At 65.0% G+C, this 22,129-nt stretch carries 23 protein-coding genes; 12 read left to right on the top strand and 11 right to left on the bottom strand.

Annotation, left to right across the window (positions count from 1 at the left end; genetic code table 11):
- Both HDG32_RS33335 and HDG32_RS33330 read left to right on the top strand, forming a co-directional pair.
- Positions 1-426 (top strand): electron transfer flavoprotein subunit alpha/FixB family protein (locus tag HDG32_RS33335; RefSeq protein ID WP_221307947.1); only part of this gene is annotated, 426 nt, incomplete at its 5' end.
- A 99-nt stretch (positions 427-525) separates the two neighbouring features.
- Complete coding sequence (locus tag HDG32_RS33330; protein ID WP_184073835.1) at positions 526-2,316, top strand: acyl-CoA dehydrogenase; 1,791 nt, start codon at positions 526-528, stop codon at positions 2,314-2,316.
- A gap of 139 nt (positions 2,317-2,455) precedes the next feature.
- Here HDG32_RS33330 and HDG32_RS33325 read toward each other — a convergent pair whose 3' ends face one another.
- Positions 2,456-3,742 carry a D-amino acid dehydrogenase gene (locus HDG32_RS33325; protein ID WP_184073833.1) on the bottom strand — a complete coding sequence of 429 codons (1,287 nt, stop codon included), beginning with the start codon at positions 3,740-3,742 and terminating at the stop codon, positions 2,456-2,458.
- Positions 3,743-3,921: 179 nt separating this feature from the next.
- Here HDG32_RS33325 and HDG32_RS33320 point away from each other — a divergent pair, with 179 nt between their 5' ends.
- Positions 3,922-4,410, top strand: a complete 489-nt coding sequence (locus HDG32_RS33320) for an Lrp/AsnC ligand binding domain-containing protein (protein ID WP_090801287.1) — start codon at positions 3,922-3,924, stop codon at positions 4,408-4,410.
- 145 nt (positions 4,411-4,555) lie between these two features.
- The gene (locus tag HDG32_RS33315) at positions 4,556-5,707 is read left to right on the top strand and encodes a PA0069 family radical SAM protein (RefSeq protein ID WP_184027770.1); all 1,152 of its coding nucleotides are present in this window, start codon (positions 4,556-4,558) and stop codon (positions 5,705-5,707) included.
- 36 nt (positions 5,708-5,743) lie between these two features.
- Here HDG32_RS33315 and HDG32_RS33310 read toward each other — a convergent pair whose 3' ends face one another.
- Entirely contained in the window at positions 5,744-6,211 is a 468-nt protein-coding gene (locus HDG32_RS33310) for an NINE protein (protein WP_184073831.1), read from the bottom strand.
- A gap of 198 nt (positions 6,212-6,409) precedes the next feature.
- The gene (locus tag HDG32_RS33305; protein WP_184073829.1) at positions 6,410-7,594 is read right to left on the bottom strand and encodes a sorbosone dehydrogenase family protein; all 1,185 of its coding nucleotides are present in this window, start codon (positions 7,592-7,594) and stop codon (positions 6,410-6,412) included.
- A 171-nt stretch (positions 7,595-7,765) separates the two neighbouring features.
- Here HDG32_RS33305 and rpsP point away from each other — a divergent pair, with 171 nt between their 5' ends.
- The 6 genes from rpsP (at position 7,766) to HDG32_RS33275 (ending at position 12,152) form a co-directional block, all read left to right on the top strand.
- Positions 7,766-8,020, top strand: coding sequence for a 30S ribosomal protein S16 (gene rpsP / locus HDG32_RS33300; protein ID WP_013090118.1), 255 nt, complete (start codon positions 7,766-7,768; stop codon positions 8,018-8,020).
- Positions 8,021-8,154: 134 nt separating this feature from the next.
- Positions 8,155-8,889: a ribosome maturation factor RimM gene (gene rimM, locus HDG32_RS33295; RefSeq protein WP_184073827.1), complete on the top strand. Its 735-nt coding sequence runs from the start codon at positions 8,155-8,157 to the stop codon at positions 8,887-8,889.
- A 25-nt stretch (positions 8,890-8,914) separates the two neighbouring features.
- On the top strand, positions 8,915-9,682 hold the full coding sequence (gene trmD / locus HDG32_RS33290) for a tRNA (guanosine(37)-N1)-methyltransferase TrmD (RefSeq protein WP_184073826.1): 768 nt from the start codon (positions 8,915-8,917) through the stop codon (positions 9,680-9,682).
- 148 nt (positions 9,683-9,830) lie between these two features.
- The gene (gene rplS / locus HDG32_RS33285) at positions 9,831-10,217 is read left to right on the top strand and encodes a 50S ribosomal protein L19 (protein WP_013090115.1); all 387 of its coding nucleotides are present in this window, start codon (positions 9,831-9,833) and stop codon (positions 10,215-10,217) included.
- A gap of 87 nt (positions 10,218-10,304) precedes the next feature.
- Complete coding sequence (locus HDG32_RS33280) at positions 10,305-11,063, top strand: CoA pyrophosphatase (RefSeq protein ID WP_184073824.1); 759 nt, start codon at positions 10,305-10,307, stop codon at positions 11,061-11,063.
- A 150-nt stretch (positions 11,064-11,213) separates the two neighbouring features.
- Entirely contained in the window at positions 11,214-12,152 is a 939-nt protein-coding gene (locus HDG32_RS33275) for a CobD/CbiB family protein (protein ID WP_184073822.1), read from the top strand.
- 72 nt (positions 12,153-12,224) lie between these two features.
- Here the strand turns inward: HDG32_RS33275 and HDG32_RS33270 are convergent, their stop codons facing one another.
- From HDG32_RS33270 to HDG32_RS33260, 3 genes are read right to left on the bottom strand one after another with little or no spacing between them, the layout of a single operon-like run.
- On the bottom strand, positions 12,225-12,545 hold the full coding sequence (locus HDG32_RS33270; RefSeq protein WP_184073841.1) for a DUF2007 domain-containing protein: 321 nt from the start codon (positions 12,543-12,545) through the stop codon (positions 12,225-12,227).
- A 1-nt stretch (position 12,546) separates the two neighbouring features.
- A complete protein-coding gene (gene rsgA / locus HDG32_RS33265) occupies positions 12,547-13,545 on the bottom strand; it encodes a ribosome small subunit-dependent GTPase A (protein WP_184073820.1) in 999 nt (332 codons plus the stop codon).
- Entirely contained in the window at positions 13,542-14,801 is a 1,260-nt protein-coding gene (locus HDG32_RS33260; protein ID WP_090801268.1) for a M48 family metallopeptidase, read from the bottom strand. The genes rsgA and HDG32_RS33260 overlap by 4 nt, the downstream gene beginning before the upstream one ends.
- Positions 14,802-15,028: 227 nt before the next feature.
- On the opposite strand from HDG32_RS33260, the gene orn reads away from it, so the two are divergent.
- On the top strand, positions 15,029-15,640 hold the full coding sequence (gene orn / locus HDG32_RS33255; RefSeq protein WP_184073818.1) for an oligoribonuclease: 612 nt from the start codon (positions 15,029-15,031) through the stop codon (positions 15,638-15,640).
- A gap of 38 nt (positions 15,641-15,678) precedes the next feature.
- On the opposite strand, the gene mog is transcribed toward orn, so the two are convergent.
- Both mog and yjgA read right to left on the bottom strand, forming a co-directional pair.
- Positions 15,679-16,320 (bottom strand): molybdopterin adenylyltransferase, encoded by a 642-nt coding sequence (gene mog, locus HDG32_RS33250; protein WP_184073816.1) that lies wholly within the window; start codon positions 16,318-16,320, stop codon positions 15,679-15,681.
- The gene (yjgA, locus tag HDG32_RS33245) at positions 16,301-16,918 is read right to left on the bottom strand and encodes a ribosome biogenesis factor YjgA (protein WP_184073814.1); all 618 of its coding nucleotides are present in this window, start codon (positions 16,916-16,918) and stop codon (positions 16,301-16,303) included. The genes mog and yjgA overlap by 20 nt, the downstream gene beginning before the upstream one ends.
- A 149-nt stretch (positions 16,919-17,067) precedes the next feature.
- Between yjgA and pmbA the strand changes: the two genes are divergently transcribed.
- Complete coding sequence (gene pmbA, locus HDG32_RS33240; RefSeq protein WP_184073812.1) at positions 17,068-18,438, top strand: metalloprotease PmbA; 1,371 nt, start codon at positions 17,068-17,070, stop codon at positions 18,436-18,438.
- A 97-nt stretch (positions 18,439-18,535) separates the two neighbouring features.
- Here the strand turns inward: pmbA and HDG32_RS33235 are convergent, their stop codons facing one another.
- The 3 genes from HDG32_RS33235 to HDG32_RS33225 all read right to left on the bottom strand — a co-directional run bounded on the left by HDG32_RS33235 (position 18,536) and on the right by HDG32_RS33225 (position 22,110).
- A complete protein-coding gene (locus HDG32_RS33235) occupies positions 18,536-19,036 on the bottom strand; it encodes a dihydrofolate reductase (protein WP_018421333.1) in 501 nt (166 codons plus the stop codon).
- Between the two features lie 71 nt (positions 19,037-19,107).
- Positions 19,108-20,667, bottom strand: coding sequence for a sigma-54 dependent transcriptional regulator (locus HDG32_RS33230; RefSeq protein ID WP_184073810.1), 1,560 nt, complete (start codon positions 20,665-20,667; stop codon positions 19,108-19,110).
- Between the two features lie 24 nt (positions 20,668-20,691).
- Positions 20,692-22,110, bottom strand: a complete 1,419-nt coding sequence (locus HDG32_RS33225; RefSeq protein WP_260336684.1) for a hypothetical protein — start codon at positions 22,108-22,110, stop codon at positions 20,692-20,694.
- Positions 22,111-22,129 lie beyond the last annotated feature (19 nt).

The following is a 22,129-nucleotide window of genomic DNA, read 5'->3' as shown; positions in this document are numbered from 1 at the left end:
GCCGACGCAGGCCTCTCGCAGTTCGTGAGCCGCGAAGTGACGAAGCTCGATCGTCCGGAACTGACGAGCGCGAAGATCATCGTGTCGGGTGGCCGGGGTCTGGGCAATGGCGAGAACTACATGAAGGTGCTCGAGCCGCTGGCCGACAAGCTCGGCGCGGCGCTCGGCGCATCGCGTGCGGCCGTCGACGCGGGGTTCGTGCCGAACGACTATCAGGTCGGCCAGACGGGCAAGATCGTCGCGCCGCAACTGTACGTCGCAGTCGGCATCTCGGGTGCGATCCAGCACCTCGCCGGCATGAAGGACTCGAAAGTCATCGTCGCGATCAACAAGGACGAAGAAGCGCCGATTTTCAGCGTGGCCGATTACGGTTTGGTTGGCGATCTGTTCACCCTCGTGCCGGAACTCGTGAGCGAACTCGGCTAAGCGCCGCGGCGCCTGAAAAGAGGCCGCCGAAAGCAAGCGAAGGGCGCAGGACCGACCAAGTCCCGCGCCCTTTTTTCATATCAAGGGAGGAGAACCGAAATGAGCTATACGGCGCCCATCAAGGACATGCTGTTCGTGATGAAAGAACTGGCCGGACTCGAAGACATCGCGAAGCTGCCCGGCTTCGAGGACGCGAACCTCGACACCGCGCAGGCCGTGCTCGACGAGTCGGCGAAACTATGCGGCGAAGTGCTCGCGCCGCTGAACGTCGACGGAGATCGCAATCCGAGCAGCTGGAAGGATGGCGTGGTCACTGCGACGCCGGGTTTCAGGGAAGCCTTCCGCCAGTTTGCCGAAGGCGGTTGGCAGGGCGTGCAACATCCGCTCGACTACGAAGGCCAGGGCCTGCCGAAGCTGATCGCGACGCCTTGCATCGAAATGCTCAACGCGTCGAACCTCTCTTTTGCGCTGTGTCCGTTGCTGACCGACGGCGCCATCGAAGCGCTGCTAACCGCTGGCAGCGAAGCGCAAAAGCAGACCTATGTGCCCAAGCTGATTTCCGGCGAATGGACCGGTACGATGAACCTGACCGAACCGCAGGCCGGCTCCGATCTCGCGCTCGTACGCACGCGCGCCGAGCCGCAGGCCGACGGTTCGTTCAAGCTGTTCGGCACGAAGATTTTCATCACGTGGGGCGAGCACGACATGGCGAAGAACATCGTGCATCTGGTGCTCGCACGCACGCCGAACGCGCCCGATGGCGTGAAAGGCATTTCGCTGTTCCTTGTGCCGAAGTTTCTCGTCGACGAAGACGGTTCGCTCGGTGAGCGCAACGACGTGCATTGCGTGTCGATCGAGCACAAGCTCGGCATCAAGGCGAGCCCGACCGCGGTGCTGCAGTTCGGCGATCACGGCGGCGCGCTCGGTCAGCTGATCGGCGAAGAGAATCGTGGCCTCGAATACATGTTCATCATGATGAACGCCGCCCGTTTCGCGGTCGGCATGCAAGGTGTCGCGATCTCGGATCGCGCATATCAGAAGGCGGTCGCGTATGCGAAAGAGCGCGTGCAGAGCCGTCCCGTGGACGGCTCCGCGAAGCAGTCGGTCGCGATCATCCAGCACCCGGACGTGCGCCGCATGCTGTCGACGATGCGCAGCCTCACCGAGGCGTCGCGCGCGCTCGCCTACCTCGCGGCCTCGCACTGCGATATCGCGCATCGTCATCCGGACGATGCGACGCGCGCGAAGCATCAGGCGATCTACGAATATCTGGTGCCGATCGTGAAGGGCTGGAGCACGGAGCTGTCGATCGACGTGACGAGCCTCGGCGTGCAGGTGCATGGCGGCATGGGCTTCATCGAGGAAACCGGCGCTGCCCAGTACTACCGCGACGCGCGCATTCTACCGATTTACGAAGGCACGACCGCGATCCAGGCCAACGACCTGATCGGTCGCAAGACGCTGCGCGACGGCGGCAAGGTCGCGAAGGAACTGCTCGCTGGCGTCGCCGAAACGGTTGAAGCGCTTGGCGCGCAGCAGGGCGCGGCGTTCGTGTCGATGCGCACACAGCTCGCGCAGGGCCAGCGCGCGCTTGGCGCGGTCGTCGATTTCGTCGTCACCAATGCGAAGGGCGATCCGAATGCGGTGTTCGCGGGCAGCGTGCCCTATCTGAAGCTCGCGGGCATCGTGCTGGGCGGCTGGCAGATGGCGCGTGCGCAGCTTGCCGCGGCGACGAAGCGCGACGAGGACCCAGCGTTTCATGACGCGAAGATCGCGACCGCGCGGTTCTACGCCGAGCACGTGCTGCCGCAGGCGACGGCGCTCGAAGTGGCGATCGTCAGCGCGAAGGGGGGCGAGGGCGTGCTGGCTTTGTCGGAAGACCAGTTCTGAGCATGCCTCGATGCCGGCCGCGATCGCGGCAGCACATTGAAATGCAAGCGGCGCCCCGCGAGGCGCCGTTTGTTTGTCCGGCTGCTGTTCGTTGCGGCCTGCGCCGCGGCCCGGGCCGCGTCAGCGCACGCACTCAAACTCACGCATACGCCGGCCGATGCTCGCCCGCGGTCTCGCCGAGATAGCGATGCACCGACAGATCGTCCGCGCGAATCGCGGGCTGCTTGCCCGACATCAAGTCGGCGAGCAGTTGGCCCGAGCCGCACGACATCGTCCAGCCAAGCGTGCCGTGGCCGGTGTTCAGGAACAGGTTCGGAACCGGCGTGCGACCGACGATCGGCGTGCCGTCCGGCGTCATCGGCCGCAGACCGGTCCAGAACGTCGCCTTCGAGGTGTCGCCGCCGCCCGGGAACAGGTCATTCACAGAAAGCTCGAGCGTCTCGCGGCGCGCCTGGCGCAGCGATTTGTCGAAGCCGACGATCTCGGCCATCCCGCCGACGCGAATCCGGTCATCGAAGCGCGTGATCGCGATCTTGTAGGTCTCATCGAGCACGGTCGACACCGGCGCGGCAGCCGCGTCGACGATCGGCGCGGTGATCGAATAGCCTTTCAGCGGATAGACCGGAATCTTCACTATGCCATCGAGGAAGCGCGTCGAATACGAGCCGAGCGCGACCACGAACGAATCCGCGCGCACGAGTTCGCTGCCGCACTGTACGCCGGCGATGCGGCCGCCCGCCATCGCGAGCGCGTCGATCGACGTGTTGTAGCGGAACTTGACGCCCAGTTCCTCGGCGAGCGCCGCGAGGCGCGTCGTGAACATCCGGCAGTCGCCGGTTTCGTCGCCGGGCAGGCGCAGGCCGCCGGTGAGCTTGTGCGACACCGCGGCGAGTGCTGGTTCGGCCTTGGCGAGTTCGTCGGCCGTCAGCAGCTCGTATGGCACGTTGGCTTCCTGCAGCACGGCGATGTCTTTCGCGGCGCCGTCGAACTGCTGTTGCGTGCGAAATACCTGCAGCGTGCCGCCGGTGCGGCCTTCGTACTCGATGCCGGTGTCGGCGCGCAACGCCTGCAGGCAGTCGCGGCTGTATTCGGCCAGCCGCACCATACGGCCCTTGTTCACCGCATAGCGCGGCGCCGTGCAGTTCTGCAGCATCTGCCACATCCATTGCAGTTGGAACGCGGTGCCGTCGACGCGAATCGCTAGCGGCGCGTGCTTCTGGAACATCCACTTGACGGCCTTCAGCGGCACGCCCGGGGCGGCCCACGGCGAAGCGTAGCCCGGCGAGATCTGGCCCGCGTTGGCGAAACTGGTTTCGAGCGCCGGGCCGGCCTCGCGATCGATAACGGTCACTTCGTGACCGGCGCGCGCGAGGTAATACGCACTCGTCACGCCGACGACGCCACTGCCCAAAACGACGACTCGCATAGCTGCTCCAGATATCCAAAAATTGAGTGAGGGCAAGGCGCTCGTCGGAGGTTCGATCTGATTCGATCCGGCGAGCTGCAATGTGAGGTGAAATGCCGTTTGCCCAGTGTTAACCGCTATACTATTAACAGTGAGACAGGTTTTGTTATTGTATTTTCATCATTTTTAGAAAAAACACCATGCGTACCCAGCGCCAGCCCGTGCGGGCTCTCGACAAGCTCGATCACAAGATCCTGCGGCTCCTGCAGCAGGACGGCCGTATGGCGATGAAGGACCTGGCGGAGCAGGTCGGTCTGTCGGTGACGCCGTGCATCGAGCGCGTCAAGCGGATGGAGCGCGACGGCGTGATCACCGGCTACTACGCCCGCGTGAACCCGGCCGAGCTGGGCGCGGCGCTGCTCGTGTTCGTCGAGATCACGCTCGATCACAAGAGTGGCAACATGTTCGATCTGTTCCGGCGCGAGGTGCAGAAGATCCCCGAGGTGCTCGAGTGCCACCTCGTGTCGGGCGATTTCGACTATCTGATCAAGGCGCGCATCGGCGAAATGGCCGATTACCGCAAGTTGCTCGGCGACATCCTGCTGCAGCTGCCGGGCGCGGTGCAGTCGAAGAGCTATGTGGTGATGGAGGAAATCAAGGAGACGCTGACGATCGCGGTGGGCGAGTAGGTTGCCGGTTCACTGAGGGGTTGGACGCGCATCAAGCGACCAACGAAGTGCTCGACAAACGGCGTAAACACTGTATATTTATACAGGTGTTTTGCGCCGCTTTCCTTTGGCGCTTCCTGTTTGCGTTTGCTTTGCGTGGCCCGCCGTGGATGACCCCGACACCCCTGACATTCCCGAATTTCCGATCGCGCCGCCGGCGCCTCGCAAGGGGCGCGGCGCGGTCACGAACCTGCAAGGCCGCTACGAAGTCGACCAGCGCGAAGCCGTCCACGACGGCTGGCAGACGGCCGACGAAGACGGGGAGCCGAAGGTCCTGCGCACGCAGGTGTTCGAGGAGCGCGCAAAAACCATCCTCACACGCAATGCGTCGCCGGACATTCCGTTCAATGTGTCGCTGAATCCTTACCGGGGCTGCGAACACGGCTGCATCTATTGCTTCGCGCGGCCCACGCACAGCTACCTGGGCTTGTCGCCCGGGCTCGATTTCGAAAGCCGCATCTACGCGAAGATCAACGCGCCCGAACTGCTCGAGCGGGAACTGTCGAAGAAATCCTATGTACCCGAGCCGATCGCGCTCGGCGTCGCCACCGATGCATGGCAGCCGGCCGAACGTGACTTGCGTCTTACGCGTCGTGTGATCGAGGTGCTCAGCGAGCGCAACCACCCGTTCGCGGCGATCACCAAATCATCGCTGATCGAGCGCGACATCGACCTGCTTGCGCCGATGGCCGGGCGCGGGCAATTCATGGCGGCGATCACCATCACGACGCTGGACGCCGACATCGCGCGCACGCTCGAACCGCGCGCGGCCACGCCGTCGCGCCGGCTGCGCACGATCCGTACGCTCAGCGAGGCGGGCATTCCGGTCGGCGTCAGCATCGCGCCGGTGATCCCGTTCGTCACCGAACCGGATATGGAGCGCGTGCTCGAAGCATGCGCCGAAGCGGGCGCCAGCAATGCGAGCTATATCGTGCTGCGGCTGCCGTGGGAGGTCGCGCCGCTGTTCAAGGATTGGCTGGGCGCACATTTCCCGGATCGGGCCGAGCGCGTGATGAGCCGTGTGCGCGACATGCGAGGCGGCAAAGATTACGATTCTTCGTTCTCGACCCGCATGAAGGGAGAGGGCTTATGGGCGGATCTGCTCAGGCAGCGCTTTCACAAGGCCGTGCGCCGGTTAGGGTTGAACGGGCGCGACCGCGGCATTCTCGACATGTCGCATTTCCGCCGGATCGAGCCGCCGCGCGCCGAGCAGGTGAGCGCACCGGCGCGCGACAATCCGCAACTGAGGCTTTTCTAGCGCGCAGGAACGTCTGCGGGTCCCGCCACTGGGGCATTACTGCGAAATCGCTTTGGCCGCTTCGACCTGACTTTCGAAGTAGGTCTGGAACGCGAGCGCGAGACCGGTCATCAGCAGAAACGCACCGATCAGCAGCGAAAAGATCACGACGAAAATGACCGTCCAGCCGGAGCGGCTTTTGCGTTGCGTGTGGGTGTTGAATTGCGCATCCCATTTCTGATCAGGACGCAGCCCGTAGACGAGCGCCGCCAGAAACGCGGCAAACAGCGAAACCGCGCCGATCGGCGCGAGCGCCCAGCCCAGGATCGACGCGCGCTCGGTCGCGACCAGCAGCATCACGCCGGGAATGCCGACCAGCGTGCCGAGTAGATGCGCCCAGCCGTAGATGTCTCGGGTGCCGTACAGATAGAAGCGGTGGGCGCCGAGGCTGCCGAACAGGAACGCCAACGCGGCGGTGAGCGTCTTGGATCTGAAGCGCGGGGAAGTCGAGGCAGCGGTGGGCATGAACGCGTGGGCAGAGTGACGGGCGGTCGAAAGGAGCGGCGCGCCGCGGGGGCGCGGGCCGACGCGCATTCTACGCCTGCGGCGCGCGGGTGGTCACGTGGAGGACGATCGCCCAGGCTGAAAGCGGGGTGGCGGGATGCGCCGGACCTGGCTCAAGGTGAGTGCAGCCGTTCAGCCGGACATGCGTGCATCCGCGTATTACGGCGCTGAATACGTGACGCGATAGATCGCGCCGGCGGTATCGTCGCTGATCAGTAGCGAACCGTCTGGCAGCGGCAACACGTCGGCGGGGCGGCCCCAGACCGATTCGCCGGGTTGCAGCCAGCCTTCGGCAAAGACCTGCTGGCGTGCGTGGCTGCCGTCAGGGTCGGTGATCACGCGCACGACGCGGTAGCCGACCTTCTTGCTGCGGTTCCACGAGCCGTGCTCGGCGATGAAGATATTGTTGCGGTAGTCGGCTGGAAACATCGGGCCGTCGTAGAAGCGCATGCCAAGCGCCGCCACGTGCGCGCCAAGCTTGACCACTGGCGGCGTGAATTCGCTGCACGGATGATCCTTGCCGAACTCGGGGTCGGGCGTGTCGCCGCCGTGACAGTACGGAAAGCCGAAGTTCATGCCGACTAGCGGCGCGCGGTTGAGCTTGTCGCTCGGAATATCGTCGCCGAGCAGGTCGCGACCGTTGTCGGTGAACCAAAGTTCGTGGGTGACCGGATGCCACGCGAAGCCGACCGAATTGCGGATGCCGCGCGCGACGACCTCGTAGTGGCTGCCGTCCGGGTTCATGCGGCCAATCATCGCAAAGCGGTCCGGATCTCTCTGGCAAATATTGCACGGCGCGCCTTGCGGCACGTACAGCTTGCCATCCGGGCCGAACGCGATGAATTTCCAGCCGTGATGCGTGTCCGTCGGCAGCTTGTCGGTGACAACGACGGGTTTCGGCGGATCGTTCAGGTGCGAGTCGATCGCATCGAAGCGCACGATTTTCGACACGGCCGACACATACAGCGCGCCGTCGCGCCACGCGACGCCGGCGGGCATCTGCAGCCCGGACGCGATCACGTGGTGACCCGTCACGCGGCCGTTCCGCAGCTCGAGCGCATACACATGGCCATCGTCGCTGCCCACGTAGAGAATGCCCTTGGGCGACAACGTCATCGCGCGCGCGCTCGGCACCTCGTCCGACAACACTTCGATGTGAAAGCCCGGCGGCAGCTTGATTTTCTCGATGGGCAGCGCGGCGATTGCCGTCAACGCCTGCGCGGCGATAACCGCGGCCGCTACCGCACGTAGAATCCGGCTGCACGAGGTGCGCGAAAGTCCAGCAAAGCGTACGAAAAAGGCACAAAAGGCGAACGGAAACGGGAGTTTCGGCTGGCGTTGCACAGGCGCTCCTTCAGGTAATTCGGGCGTTTGAACCGGTTCTCGCACCTCTTGTAGAAGGTGGGTGCAGCCCGGTTCCGCAGTTTATCCCGGTAAGTGTTTGTTATGGCGTTGGTTTCCCGCTATAATCGCGTGTTTCAGTCGTTCCGAACCCCGGTTTTCAAGGATTCTAGTATGGTCATCATCCGCTTGGCTCGTGGCGGCTCCAAGAAGCGCCCGTTCTACAACATCGTCGCCACCGACTCGCGCAGCCGTCGTGACGGCCGCTTCATCGAGCGCGTCGGTTTCTACAACCCGGTCGCTACGAAGGGCGAGTCCCTGCGTATCGCTCAGGATCGCCTGACGTACTGGCAAGGTGTTGGCGCGCAACTGTCGCCGACCGTCGAACGTCTCGTGAAGGAAGCGCAAAAGGCGCAGCCGGCTGCTTGATATGGCGGCCCGCAGGCGTATCGTCGTCGGTTCGGCCGGCGGCTCGCGCAACTCGCGTGAGCAGTCCGATGCGCAATTTGTTTTACTGAAGCAGACGCCAAAGCAGGCTGCGAAGTTGTTGTCGAGGTTATTCGATGTCTGTGCGTGATTCCGGCAGTTCTGGTAGCGTCAAGGCAGCTTCGCGCGCAAAGGCGTCTGGTCAGGCGTCGTTCGGTGCATTCGTCCGCAAGCCGGTCGAACGAACCGACGGCAAGGCGAAAGAGGCGCAAGCCAGTGCTGCGAACGCCGATTTCGAAGCTGCAGAAATGCGCATCGAAACGGCCGCAAGCTGGCCGGCCGATGCGGTCGAAGTCGGCGCAATCGTCGACGCCTATGGTCTCAAAGGCTGGGTCAAGGTAGCCGCGCATGCGGATGCCGGGCAAGGCGGCGACGTCTTGCTGAGCGCGAAGCGCTGGTGGCTGCTGAAAGGCCAGGAGCGCAAATCGGCGCCGTCCTTGCAGGCCAAAACACATAGCGACAGCGTGGTCGCCCGTCTGGGTGGCGTCGCTGACCGCGATACGGCGTTGGCTTTGCGCGGTTCTCGCGTATACATCGGCCGTAGCGAATTTCCGGCGCTCGAAGCCGACGAATTCTACTGGGTCGATCTGATCGGCCTGGACGTGGTGAATCTCGCCGGGCTCAACCTCGGCAAAGTCGCCAGCATGATCGACAACGGCGCGCAGTCGGTGCTGCGCATCGAATATCCGGCTACCGACAAAAACGGCAAGCCGGTCGCAGGCGAGCGTTTGATCCCGTTCGTCGGCGTCTTTGTCAAAACGGTGGACCAGGCGGCAAAGCATATCGTCGTCGACTGGGAAGCTGACTATTGAAATCTATCGTTGAGCGGGGAGAGCGATGCAGTTCGATGTCGTGACGCTCTTTCCAGAAATGTTCCGCGCGCTGACTGACTGGGGTATCACCAGCCGGGCCGCGAAGCAGCAGCGCTATGGGTTGCGTACGTGGAATCCGCGCGATTTCACGACCGACAACTACCGCACGATCGACGATCGCCCATACGGCGGCGGCCCCGGCATGGTTATGCTGGCCCGGCCGCTCGAAGAGGCGATCAGTGCCGCGAAAGCGGCGCAGTCGGAGCAGGGCATCGGCGCGGCGCGCGTCGTGATGATGTCGCCGCAAGGCGCCACACTGAATCACGAGCGCGTGATGAAGTTCGCGGCCGAACCCGGTCTGATCCTGTTGTGCGGGCGCTACGAAGCGATCGACCAGCGTCTGCTGGACCGTGTCGTCGACGAAGAAGTAAGCCTTGGCGACTTCGTGCTGTCGGGCGGCGAGTTGCCCGCGATGGCGTTGATGGATGCGGTCGTGCGTCAGTTGCCTGGCGTGCTGAACGACTCACAGTCGGCGGTGCAGGATAGCTTCGTCGATGTGCTGCTCGATTGTCCGCACTACACGCGTCCCGAGGAATACGAGGGCGTGCGGGTGCCTGATGTGCTGCTCGGCGGCCATCATGCGGAAATCGAAGCGTGGCGGCGGCGCGAAGCATTGCGCAACACGTTGAACAAGCGGCCCGATCTGATCCTGAAGGCCAGAAAGAACAGAATGCTGAGCCGTGCCGACGAGGCGTGGCTCGCGAGTCTCGCGAAGGAAGAGCCGAAGGCCTGAGGCCCGGTCTTTCAAGCGGACACAAGGTGGTGCCGTGCATGCGTGTGCGGTGCCAGATGTGAACCCATCCTCTATCGGGGCCGTAGCCCAACGCAGTAAGCGCGTGAGGCAGGTACGAACGCCGACAAGATGGATCTAGGAGTCAGTGATGAATCTGATTGCAAAACTCGAGCAGGAAGAAATCGCGCGCGTTCTCGGCGAAAAGACCATTCCGGATTTTGGTCCGGGCGATACGGTCATCGTCAGCGTGAACGTGGTTGAAGGCACGCGTAAGCGTGTGCAGGCTTACGAAGGCGTCGTGATCGCCAAGCGTAACCGTGGTCTGAATTCGTCGTTCATCGTCCGTAAGATTTCGTCGGGCGAAGGCGTCGAGCGTACGTTCCAGACGTATTCGCCGCTGCTGGCTAGCATCGTCGTCAAGCGTCGCGGCGATGTGCGTCGTGCGAAGCTGTACTATCTGCGCGAGCGTTCGGGCAAGTCGGCTCGAATCAAGGAAAAGCTGGTCTCGAAAGACCGCGCTGCTTCCCAAGCGTAAATGCTGTAAGAAAAAGCACCCCTCGCGGGTGCTTTTTTGTTGGCCAGGTCAAAATAGCGGCATGTCCACGCTCATCAGAGAGACCCGTTGATCCGCCCCGTCTTTGAGCCCGAAACTCTGCCTGTCATCGCGACAGGCGCCGATCTGCCACCGGTCGCGCGCGAGCGTCTGACGCCCGATGCACTGCGGGCGCGCTTTGATCGGCAGCTTGCCTGGACACCCGAGAAAATTGCCGATGCGCCGTGGCGCAATACCGACCTCGATCCGCGCGTGGCCGCGGTGCTGGTGCCGCTCGTCGTGCGCGCGCGTGGTCTTACCGTGTTGCTCACGCAGCGCGCGGACCATCTGAACGATCACGCCGGTCAGGTGAGTTTTCCCGGCGGCCGCCAGGAACCGTTCGACGCTGATGCGACTGCCACGGCTCTGCGCGAAGCGCGCGAAGAGGTGGGCCTCGACGCGTCGCGCGTCGAAGTTCTCGGCGCGTTGCCCGACTATCTCACTGGCACCGGCTTTCGCGTGTCGCCGGTCATCGCTCTTGTGCACCCGCCGTTCTCGCTGGAGATCGATACGCTCGAAGTGGCCGAGGTCTTCGAAGTGCCGCTCGCGTTCCTGATGGACCCGTCCAACCACGAAGAGCGCCTGTTCCGCTACGAGGGCGGAGAGCGCCGCTTCTTCGCGATGCCGTATCCGCGCGGCGAATTGACGGTGGCTCCGGAGGCCGCCGAGCAGCGCGGCGCGCACCACGCGCAGACGGTCACGCCAGCAGCCGTGCAAGGCGGCCATCATTTCATCTGGGGCGCGACGGCGGCGATGCTGCGCAACCTGTATCGGTTCCTCGCCGCATAAATTACGTGACTCGCATCGCCGCGTCGACGATGCACAGTTGCGCGAACGACGCACTTGTCGGCGCTTTGTCAGCATCCGCGTTCAGACTCATCCGACCCTGTGCTATCGTTATAAAACAATCGTAAAAACTTAAAAAGCACGGCGCATCGCATGACTTTTTTCTCCGTATTGCTGGCTCTGATCATTGAACAGGTACGCGCGCTGTCGCCGAACAATCCGTTGTCCGCGTTGCTTCAATACCATGCGGAGTCGGCGGCGCAAGGATTCGATGCTGGCAAGCAACGTCACGGTCTGCTCGCGTGGCTCGTCGTGGTGGTGCCCTGGACGCTCGCGGTCGCGCTCGTCTACTACGTGCTGTATCACATTCACTTCATGCTCGCGTTCCTGTGGAACGTCGTGGTGCTGTACTTCACGCTAGGCTTCCGGCAGTTCAGCCATTACTTCACCGACATCCATCTCGCGTTGAACAACGACGACGTGCCACGCGCGCGCGAAATTCTCAACGAATGGACGGGGCTCGAGACCGTCGACATGCCGGTCAGCGAGATCGTGCGTCACACGCTGATCCACGCGGTGGTCGCGTCGCATCGCCATGTGTTCGGCGTGTTCTTCTGGTTTCTGATTCCGGTCGGTCCCGCTGGCGCGGTGCTGTACCGTTGCGCGGAATATCTCGCGCGCGCATGGGCGCGGCCGGCCGACGACCGCACCGTCGCGTTTTCGAGCTTCGCGCAGCGCGCGTTCTTCGTGATCGACTGGGTGCCGGCGCGGCTGACGTCGCTGGGCTTTGCGATCGTCGGCAATTTCGAGGATGCGATTTACGCGTGGCGCAATCATGCGCGGCAGTGGCCCGATACGAACGACGGCGTGTTGCTCGCCGCGGGCAGCGGGGCGCTCGGCGCGCGTCTGGCCGGGCCACTCGCGGAGCCGTCGAGCCTCGACGCGCTCGCCACGGGCGACGGCGGTCCGATGCAGGTCGGCGACGACTGCACGCCGCGCACGCTGCAATCGGCAGTGGGGCTGGTGTGGCGTGCAGTCGTACTGTGGATGATCCTGCTGTTGATGCTGACCATCGCGGTGTGGCTCGCCTGAAGCGGCCAGGCCACGCGCGCAGCACAAGAAGAAGCCGGGCAATGCCCGGCTTCTTCAATTCCCGACTCCACTTCACCCCTTCAACGGATCGCGCACAGTCCCGCATTGCCAGCACACGGTGAACTGCGCCTCGAGCACCTCGCCGCACTGCTGACAATGCCATGGAGGCGCGCCCGGCGCCGGTCCTCGCGAGGCCGCTTCGATCAGCCGCCGCGCGATCGCCTCATCGCGTTCATCGACGAGCCACAGCTCCGGCGCGCACTGGTCGGCCGGAATCTCGCCGAGCGCACCGTTTAGATAGCGGTTGTGCAGCTCGCAAGCGATGCCCGCGGTCTCCAGCACGTTGACCCAATGCTGTCCGATGATCAGGTTCGGCGCGCGCATCAGCTTCATGTCAGCGGACAATCTGGCTCGCCTCGTGCACGAGCTGCGCATAAAGCGCATGCCGTTCGCGGCGGATGCGCCCGTCGGCGACCGCTTCGAGGATCGCGCAGCCAGGCTCGTGCAAATGATGGCAGTTATAGAAACGGCAGTTTGGCAGTAGCGGCCGGAACTCGGGGAACGCGCGTTCGAGCCGGCCTTCGGTCAGGTGATGCAGGCCGAATTCCTGAAAGCCCGGCGAGTCGATCAGCGCGCCGGCCGCGCCGTTGACGCCATTCACGCCGGTCGTGCCCTCCGACCGCGGCAGCGGATAAAGACGCGTGAACGTCGTGGTATGGCGCCCGCTGTTCAGCGCGGTCGAGATCTCGCGCGTCGCGACTTCGGCATCGGGAATCAGCAGGTTCACGAGTGTCGATTTGCCCATGCCGGACTGGCCGAGCAGCAGCGTCGCGTGACCATCCAGATGTTCGGTCAGCGTGGCGCGTGCCGCCTCGGGCTGCATCCGGATCGACGCTTCGAGCACCGGATAGCCGAGCGCGCGATACGGCTCGAGCCGCTTGCGCGCGCCGTCCAGAGCATCGGTGACGTCGATCTTGTTCAGCACGATCAGCGGCTTCAATTCGTTCGCCTCGGCGGCGACGAGCGCGCGGCCGAGCAGATCCTCGCTGAAATGCGGCTCGGTGGCGAGCACGATCAGCAACTGGTCGAGGTTCGCGGCGAACAGCTTCGACTTGTACTGATCCGAGCGATACAGCAGATTGCGCCGCTCGCCGATCTCGACGATCACGCCTTGATCCGCCGAGGTCGGCTCATAGATCACGCGATCGCCGACCGCGACCTCGCTGCGCTTGCCGCGTGGGAAACATTGCAGCAACGCGCCGCCGTCTTCAGGAGCGACCAGATAGTGGCGGCCGTGCGCGGCCACCACGAGGCCGCCCGTGCGCGCGCCGTGCATGCCGGATGCGGTGGCCGACGCGCCGCGCGCCGCCTTCTTCGGAGCGCGGCCGCTCATGCGTGCTGCAGCAGTCGGTCGATCCGCTGCGAGGCCGGCGGATGCGAATAGTAGAACGCGGTGTAGATCGGATCGGGCGTCAGCGTCGACGCGTTGTCCTCGTACAGCTTGACGAGCGCGTTGACGAGATCGTGCGCGTCGGTTTGCGTCGCCGCGAACGCGTCGGCTTCGAACTCGTGCTTGCGCGAGCTGAGACTGCCAAGCGGCGTGACGAAGAACATGAACACGGGCAGCGCGAGGAAGAACAGCACGAGCGCGAGTCCGCTATTGCCGCCGACGAGCGACGGCCGCACGCCGAGCCCTTCGTAGAACCACACGCATTGCGTCAGCCAGCCGAGCAGCGCGAGCATCGCGAGGCTGATCGCGAACGTGACCAGCATGCGCTTCATCACGTGACGACGCTTGAAGTGGCCGAGCTCGTGCGCGAGCACCGCTTCGATCTCGCGGCCCGACAGGCGCGCGAGCAGCGTGTCGAAAAACACGATGCGCTTGCTCGCGCCGAAGCCGGTGAAGTACGCGTTGCCGTGCGCCGAACGGCGGCTGCCGTCCATCACGAACAGGCCCTTCGCGGCAAAGCCGCAGCGCTTCATCAGCGCCTCGATGCGGGTCACGAGCGCTTCATCCTTCAGCGGCTCGAACTTGTTGAAGAGCGGCGCGATGAAGGTCGGGAAAATCAGCAGGCCGAACATCTGGAACGCGACCCACACGACCCATGCCCACAGCCACCACAGGTTGCCCGCGCGGTTCATCAGCCACAGCACGACGAACAACAACGGCAGGCCGAACGCGATGCCGAGCAGCGCGCCCTTCAGACGGTCGAAAAAGAACAGGCTTTTGCTCATGCGATTGAAGCCGAAGCGTTGCTCGACGACGAACTGCCGGTAGTAATCGAACGGCAGGTCGATCGCGCTCGTGATCGCGATCACAGCGGCAACCAGCGCGATCTGACCGACGTAGCCGCGGCCGAGCCAGTCGGAGATCGCGAGATCGAGCATCTGCACGCCGCCGAGCAGCGTGAGCCAGATCAGCACGGCCGCGCCGACGACGATCTCGACCATCGCGAGCCGCGTGCGCTCGACCGTGTAGTCGGCCGCGCGCTGATGCGCGGTGAGCGCGATGGTGTTCGCGAACTGGCTCGGCACCTGTTCGCGATGCGCGACGACGAAGCGGATCTGCCGCGACGCGAGCCAGAGTTTGGTGCCGACCATCGCGACGACGGCGACGACGAACAGGGCGGTGAAGTACAGGGTAGGCATCCGGGGATTCCGTGGTATCTATGCGAGAATTATATGTTTCTTCCCGCCTCGCGGCGGAGATACGGTTTAACGTGACGGTTCAACGCAAGAGCTCCGGGTAGCAGTTCAGGGCGGCGCTTTGGCGCGGCCGGCCCGGCTCGAACCGCGCGAATCGATTTCAAACGAACACATGCCGCGCCGCGCGGGTTTCCAGCTAAGCCCGCCGCGCGGCCCTCAGGGTTGCCTTCATGACTGACATCCTCGCATCCACCGAACAGCCGCCGCTCGTGCGCAGCGACATGAATCTCGTCTGGCTGGACATGGAAATGACCGGGCTCGAGCCCGACACCGACCGCATCATCGAGATCGCGGTGGTGGTGACGAATTCGACGCTCGACAGGATGGTCGAAGGTCCGGTGCTCGCGATTCATCAGAGCGATGAATCGCTCGCGAAGATGGACGAGTGGAACCAGAACACGCATGGCCGCTCGGGGCTGATCGATCGCGTGAAGGCGTCGACTGTCAGCGAGGCCGACGCGACCGCGCAAATCCGCGAGTTCCTCGGCCAGTACGTGCCGCCCGGCAAGTCGCCGATGTGCGGCAACTCGATCTGCCAGGACCGCCGCTTCATGGCGCGCTGGATGCCGGATCTGGAGAGCTTCTTCCACTACCGCAACCTCGACGTGAGCACGCTGAAGGAGCTGTGCCGGCGCTGGCAGCCGGTCATCTACAAGGGCTTCCAGAAGCGCGCGATGCATACGGCGCTGGCCGATATCCACGAGTCGATCGACGAGCTGAAGTACTACCGCGAGCATTTCCTCGTGCCGTCGGCGCCGGACGCCGCCGCGAGCGCTCAGTAAAGCGCGGGCCTGCACGGGCCGGCCCCGAACCTCGAACCTCAGTCTTGCCGCGGCGCGCGTTGCGCGCTTTTCGGCCGGAACGCCTTGACCACGTCGACGTTCGTTTCTACGTAAGGGCCGCCGATCAGGTCGATGCAGTACGGCACCGCCGCGAAAATCCCTGGCACCTTGACCATGCCGTCATCGCGCAGGCCTTCCAGCGTTTCCCTGATCGATTTCGGCTGGCCGGGCAGGTTGATGATCAGCGCGGCGTGTCGTTCGGTTTCGCGGATCACCGCGACCTGGCGCGACAGGATCGCGGTCGGCACGAAATTCAGGCTGATCTGCCGCATCTGCTCGCCGAAGCCGGGCATCTCCCTGGTCGCGACAGCGAGCGTCGCCTCCGGCGTCACGTCGCGGCGCGACGGTCCGGTGCCCCCGGTCGTCAGCACCAGATCGCAGCCCACTTCGTCGACCAGCTCGATCAGCGTCGCCGAGATGGTCGGCGCGTCGTCGGCGATCAGCCGCGTGACCACCTGCCATGGCGAGCTCAAGGCCGCGCCGAGCCACTCCTGCAGCCCCGGAATGCCCTTGTCCTCGTATACGCCCGTCGACGCGCGGTCGCTGATCGACACGAGGCCGATCACGATTTCGTCGGGGTGCCGACGTTGCTTACGTTGATCAGGCGTCGCGGTCGTCATCGTCGTCTTCCGCGGCGAGGTTGGGGTCGTGCGCGTCTTGCGCTTCGTCGTCGGTGCCGGCCGCGCTCTTGATCCACTGGAACAACTCGCGGAAGTAGCGCGGCGGCTTGCTCTGCTCCGCTTCCTTGCGCGCGTTGCGGATCAGCGTGCGGCCCTGCTGCGGGTCGGCGCTCGGGTGCTGGCGGATGAACTCGGTCAGCGCGGCGTCGTCGGCCAGCAGCTTTTCGCGGGTGCGCTCGATCCAATGGAGCTTCGCCGTCTCCGACTTGTTGATGCCCTTGTAGGTGTCGAGCGCGGTGCGCAGCGCGGCGGTTTCGGTGTCGAGCAGCGAGCGCATCACGCGGCCGACGTACTGGATCTGGCGGCGCTTGCCTTCGTGGTCGGTGATGCGGCGCGCTTCGCGCACGGCTTCGTCGAGCTTTTCGGGCATCGGCATGCGCTTGAGCGCGTCTTTCGGCAGCGCGACGAGTTCCAAGCCAAGATCCTGCAACGCCTGCATTTCGCGTTTGACCTGGGACTTGCTCGGACGATCGTAGCCGTTTTCGTCGACTTCCGTGACGACGGATTCGATCGGTTGAATGCGGGTTTTGCGTGTCATGCCGGTATTGTAACTTGCCGCGCCGGCCCGACCCGCGGCGGCGCGTACCTTGCTATGATCGCGGGATGCATTTATCCCGCACCCGCGCGCCCGCGCCGAATACGGTGCGCATATCCGGGCCGCGCGGCCCCAACAGGACGGCAACCACAATGGCAGCAGACATGGACGTCAAGCAGCGCTTTTTTCCGCATACCCAGGATGAGCTGAAGGAAATCGCCTCGGACATCCTTCGTCACGCGAAGGCGCTCGGCGGCACCGACGCCGCGACCGAAATCTCCGAAGGCGACGGCCTGTCCGTCTCGGTACGGCGCGGCGAAGTCGAGACGATCGAGCACAACCGCGACAAGATGGTCGGTGTGACGGTGTTCATCGGCAACAAACGCGGTAACGCGAGCACCTCGGACTTCTCGCCGCAGGCATTGAAGGACACGGTCGCGGCCGCCTACAACATCGCGCGCTTCACCGCCGAAGACAATTGCGCGGGCCTCGCCGAAGCGGAGCTGCTCGAAACCGCGCCGCGCGACCTCGATCTGTACCACCCGTGGAATCTGTCCGCCGACGAAGCGGTCGAAATCGCGCGCCGCGCCGAAGACGCCGCGTTCGCGACCGATCCGCAGATCAAGAACTCGGAAGGCGCGAGCGTGTCGGCACAGCACTCGCAGTTCGTGCTGGCGACCTCGCGCGGCTTCCTCGCCGGCTATCCGTATTCGCGCCACTACGTCGCGTGCGCGCCGATCGCCGGCAGCGGCCGCAACATGCAGCGCGACGACTGGTACACGTCGACGCGCAGCGCCGACGAACTCGCCGATCCCGAAGCGGTCGGTCGTTACGCGGCGCAGCGCGCGCTCGCGCGCATCGGCGCGCGCGGCCTCGACACGCGCAAGGTGCCGGTGCTGTTCGAGGCGCCGCTCGCGGCGGGCCTGCTCGGCGCATTCGTGCAGGCGACGAGCGGCGGCGCGCTGTATCGCAAGACTTCGTTTCTGGTCGACAGCCTCGGCAAGCCGGTGTTCGCGCCGCACGTGCAGGTGGTCGAAGACCCGCACGTCGCGCGCGCGATGGGCAGCGCGCCGTTCGACGAGGAAGGCGTGCGCACGCGCCAGCGCCCGGTCGTGAAGGACGGCGTCGTCGAGGGCTACTTCCTGTCCACCTACTCGGCGCGCAAGCTCGGCATGAAGACCACCGGCAACGCGGGCGGCTCGCACAACCTGTCGCTGCTCAGTTCGAACACGCGCCCCGAGGACGACTTCGAGGCGATGCTGGAGAAGCTCGGCACGGGTCTGCTGCTGACCGAACTGATGGGGCAGGGCGTCAATTACGTGACCGGCGACTACTCGCGCGGCGCGTCGGGTTTCTGGGTCGAGAACGGCAAGATCCAGTATCCGGTCGAGGAAATCACGGTCGCGAGCACGCTGCAGGAGATGTTCCGCCATATCGTCGCGGTCGGCGCGGATACGATCACGCGCGGCACCAAGCAGACCGGCTCGGTGCTGATCGAGCGGATGACGATCGCGGGGCAGTAAGCCGGACGGCGCGTTCCAACGCAGCCCCGTATCAAACGAAAACGCCACGCAACTGAACGTTGCGTGGCGTTTTTTATCGCTTGCGCGGCGCGCGCCGTCAGACGTCCTTGCGCTGATACGTGACGAATGCGTAATCGAAGTCGTTGGGCGCATTCGAGTGATGCGCTTCGCGCGCGATTTCTTCCCACACCTGCGGGTCGATCGCGGGGAAGGTCGCGTCGCCGTCGAAGTCGGCGGCGATTTCGGTGACGATCAGCTTGTCCGCATGGCGCAGCCCTTCGTCGTAGAGCTCTGCGCCGCCGATCAGAAACGCCTGCGGCGCCTGGTCCTGCGCGGCGAGCGCGAGCGCTTCGTCGAGATTGGTCGCGGTGTCGCAGCCCTGAAAGCGCCGCGAGGCATCGCGCGTGACGACTATGTTGCGGCGTCCCGGCAGTGGCCGGCCGATCGATTCATGCGTTTTGCGGCCCATGATGATGGGCGCGCCCATCGTCGTGCGCTTGAAGAATTTGAGGTCTTCGGGCAGTCGCCAGGGTAACTGGTTGTCTCGGCCGATCACGCCGTTGCTGGCGCGAGCGACGATCAGGGTGAGCGTCGTCATCGAATGGAAAGAGGAGGGTAACCGGGCGATTCTACCCGAGCCGTCGATCCACACCGACGCGTACCCGCCGCTCACGCCCGCGCCGGCCCGTCCGCGGGGAGCGCTCCCTTGTCGTCGGCGCTGCCCGGTTCGCGCAAGCCGTGCACGCCCATCAGCCGATACAGCGTCACGCGGGAAATGTTCAGATCCACCGCCGCCTCGTTCAACCGGTGCCGATGGCGCAGCAGCGCGGCCTCGATCGCGCGCTTCTCGGCAGCCTCGCGCGCCTGCGTGAGCGTCATGCTTTCCTGCTCGGTGTAGCCCGCGAGGTCGAGGTCGTCGGCCGAGATCAGCTTGTTCTCGGCCATCACGATCGCGCGGCGCACGCGGTTGATCAGCTCGCGCACGTTGCCGGGCCAGTTGTAGTTGTAGAGCGCCTCGATCGCCGACGGCGTGAAGCCGCGAATCTTGCGCGCGTTGTCGGTCTTGAACTTGTGCAGCATGTGGTACGCGAGAATCTCGATGTCCCGCCCCCGCGCGCGCAGCGGCGGCTCATCGACGCGCAGCACGCACAGGCGATGAAACAGATCCGCACGGAACTGGCCCTCGCGCATCGCGCCGTCGAGATCGACGTGGGTCGCCGAGATGATGCGCACGTCGACCGGAATCGATTCGCGTCCGCCGAGCCGCTCGATCTTGCCTTCCTGCAGAAAGCGCAGCAGGCTCGCCTGGCTTTCGAGCGGCAGATCGCCGATCTCGTCGAGAAACAGCGTGCCGCCGTCTGCCGCCTCGACGCGGCCGATCTTGCGCTGATTCGCGCCGGTAAAGGCGCCGCGCTCGTAGCCGAACAGTTCGGATTGAAGAAGATGATGCGGGATCGCGCCGCAGTTGATCGGCGTGAAGGGCGCCTTGCGGCGCGGCGAGCGCTCGTGGATCGCGAGCGCGGTCAGCTCCTTGCCAGTGCCCGATTCGCCCGCGATGAACACGCTCGCGTCGGTGTTCGCGACCTTGCGGATCGTGCGAAAAAGCTGTTGCATCGCCTCGCAGGTGCCGACCATTTCCTCGTCGCCCGCTTCGCTGACGGGCGGCGGAAGTTCCGGGTCGCACAGCGCGACCATGCCGAACGCGTGGCCGGCCAGATAGTCGATCGTCGCGTGCGCGACGGGCAGCTTCACGAAGTCGAAGCAGTAGTGGCGCACGAGGCGTCGCACGAGCGGATCGTCGAGCCGCTCGTTGGTCGCCAGCGCGATCCAGCCGATCTGCTGCTGACGCAGGCTCGCCTCGAGCCCGCCGATGTCGCGCGGCGCGAAGCTCGCCAGATCGACGATCCCCGCGCATGCGATGTCAGGTTTCACGAGCCGCCCGAGTTCGTGCGCCGAGCGCGCCGCCGCGACCTGCCAGCCGCGGCTTTGCAGATGCGCGATCAGCGTTTCGTCGGGCGTGCGCGCGACGTACAGCAACTGTCGCTCGACGCCGCGCACCGCGGCGCTCGCCGGGCCGCCGGCTTCGTTGCTTGCCGGTGGGAGAACGCCCGGCGCCGCCGCGGACCCAGCGGACGACACGGCGGCGCGCTGCTTCGGCACCGCGAGCGACAGATGCGATCCCGCTGCCGCGACGGAAGCCACACTGTTCAGATGAGGTGATTCACGCACGTTCGACCTCGTATCGTTGGCACGTCAGAAGGTGTACGGAAAGCGCATGCCGACCACGAAGTTCGGCGCGTCGGGTGTGAGTCCGATCGATACCGAGCCGTTGATGGTCAGATGCTTGTTCACGACGTGGTTCAGGCCAAAATTCATCGCCGCGGCCGTGGTTTCGCTGCCCGGCACCTTCTGATAGCTGCCGCCCGGCGATTTGGTCTGCGACGCGGGTTCGAGCGCCATCGTGAACGACACGCTGGCCGAATCCTTGTCGGAGAACGCGAGCGCGACGCCTCCGCCGAACTGCACGATGTCGCCGAGCTTGACCGTCGCCGGTTCGGTTTGTCCCTGCACCGACGAGATGTCCGCGAACGAACGCGCGAGGTTGTAGGTATAGGAAACGCTGCCGAACAGCACGACCGGGTCGTAGGTCTTCAGCACCGACAGACCCGCCGTGATGTTCCAGAAGCCGGTGCCGGTCGGCAGTCTGGTCGGCGCGACGAGGTTGGTGTTGTCCGCGTCGACCTGCACGACTTTTTCGCCGAACGGCGAACTGCCGGTCGGCGCCTTCACGCGCAGACTGCCGACCACGTCCGGCAAGGCATTGGTTTCCCTGACGAACTGGTAGTAGAGGCCGAAGTTCACGTCGCCGATGTCGTGACTCGACACCGTCGCGTCCGACAGCGTGCTCGCCGCGCCGCCCGCGCCGCCGACGATGAAGGTGCTGCGCCGATACAGGTACGGCACGTCGACGTCGACATTGATGCGGTCGGACACGCCGTAGCGCGTGTCGAGGTCCGCCATTACCTGGTGCGACTTGGTCTGGCCGAGGTTGATGTTGCCGAGGAAAATCGCGTCGAGCGCGAGGAAGCCCGACAACTGCAACTGGCGACGGTCGTAGTAGGTGTCGCTGATGCCGAAGTCCATCGTCAGCTTGTGGTCGAAGAGCGGCGCATGCTCGCGTTGCACGACCGCCTGCTCGGCCTGGGTGCGCACCGGTTCGTTCGCGCGCTGGGTCCGGCCGACCGCGCCGCTGCCGTCCGTGGCGGCGGGCAGGCCGCCGGCGCTGGCGTTGCCTGCATTGCTGCCGTCCGGCGTCGGCGGATTGACCGGCACGCCGGTCGCGGTGCCGGTGGTGCCCGCCGGCGCGGGCGCGCCGGGCGCGATCTGCGCGAGCGGCGGCAGCGGCACCGGCAAGCCGTCGGCGCCGGGCTGCTCGGCCACCGTGTCGCTGCCCGCCGGGGCGTCGGCGCCCGGCACGCCGCGTCCGCGTTGCGCCATCTCGAGTTCGGTGACCTGCCGTTCGAGCGAATGGATCTGCCGCTGCTGCTCGTCGACGACGCGCATCAGCGTGTTCAGACGGTCCTCCACGGATTGACCGGCGAGCGCCTGCGCGCTCGCCGACTGAGAAAGAGCCCACAGCATGACGGCGGCCGGAATGGCCGCGAGAGCCATGCGCGGTGCCCTGGTAGAT

The organism is Paraburkholderia sp. CI2, assembly GCF_014201055.1.
Classification (GTDB): Bacteria; Pseudomonadota; Gammaproteobacteria; order Burkholderiales; family Burkholderiaceae; genus Paraburkholderia; species Paraburkholderia tuberum.
This window is presented reverse-complemented; position numbering and strand designations above follow the sequence as displayed.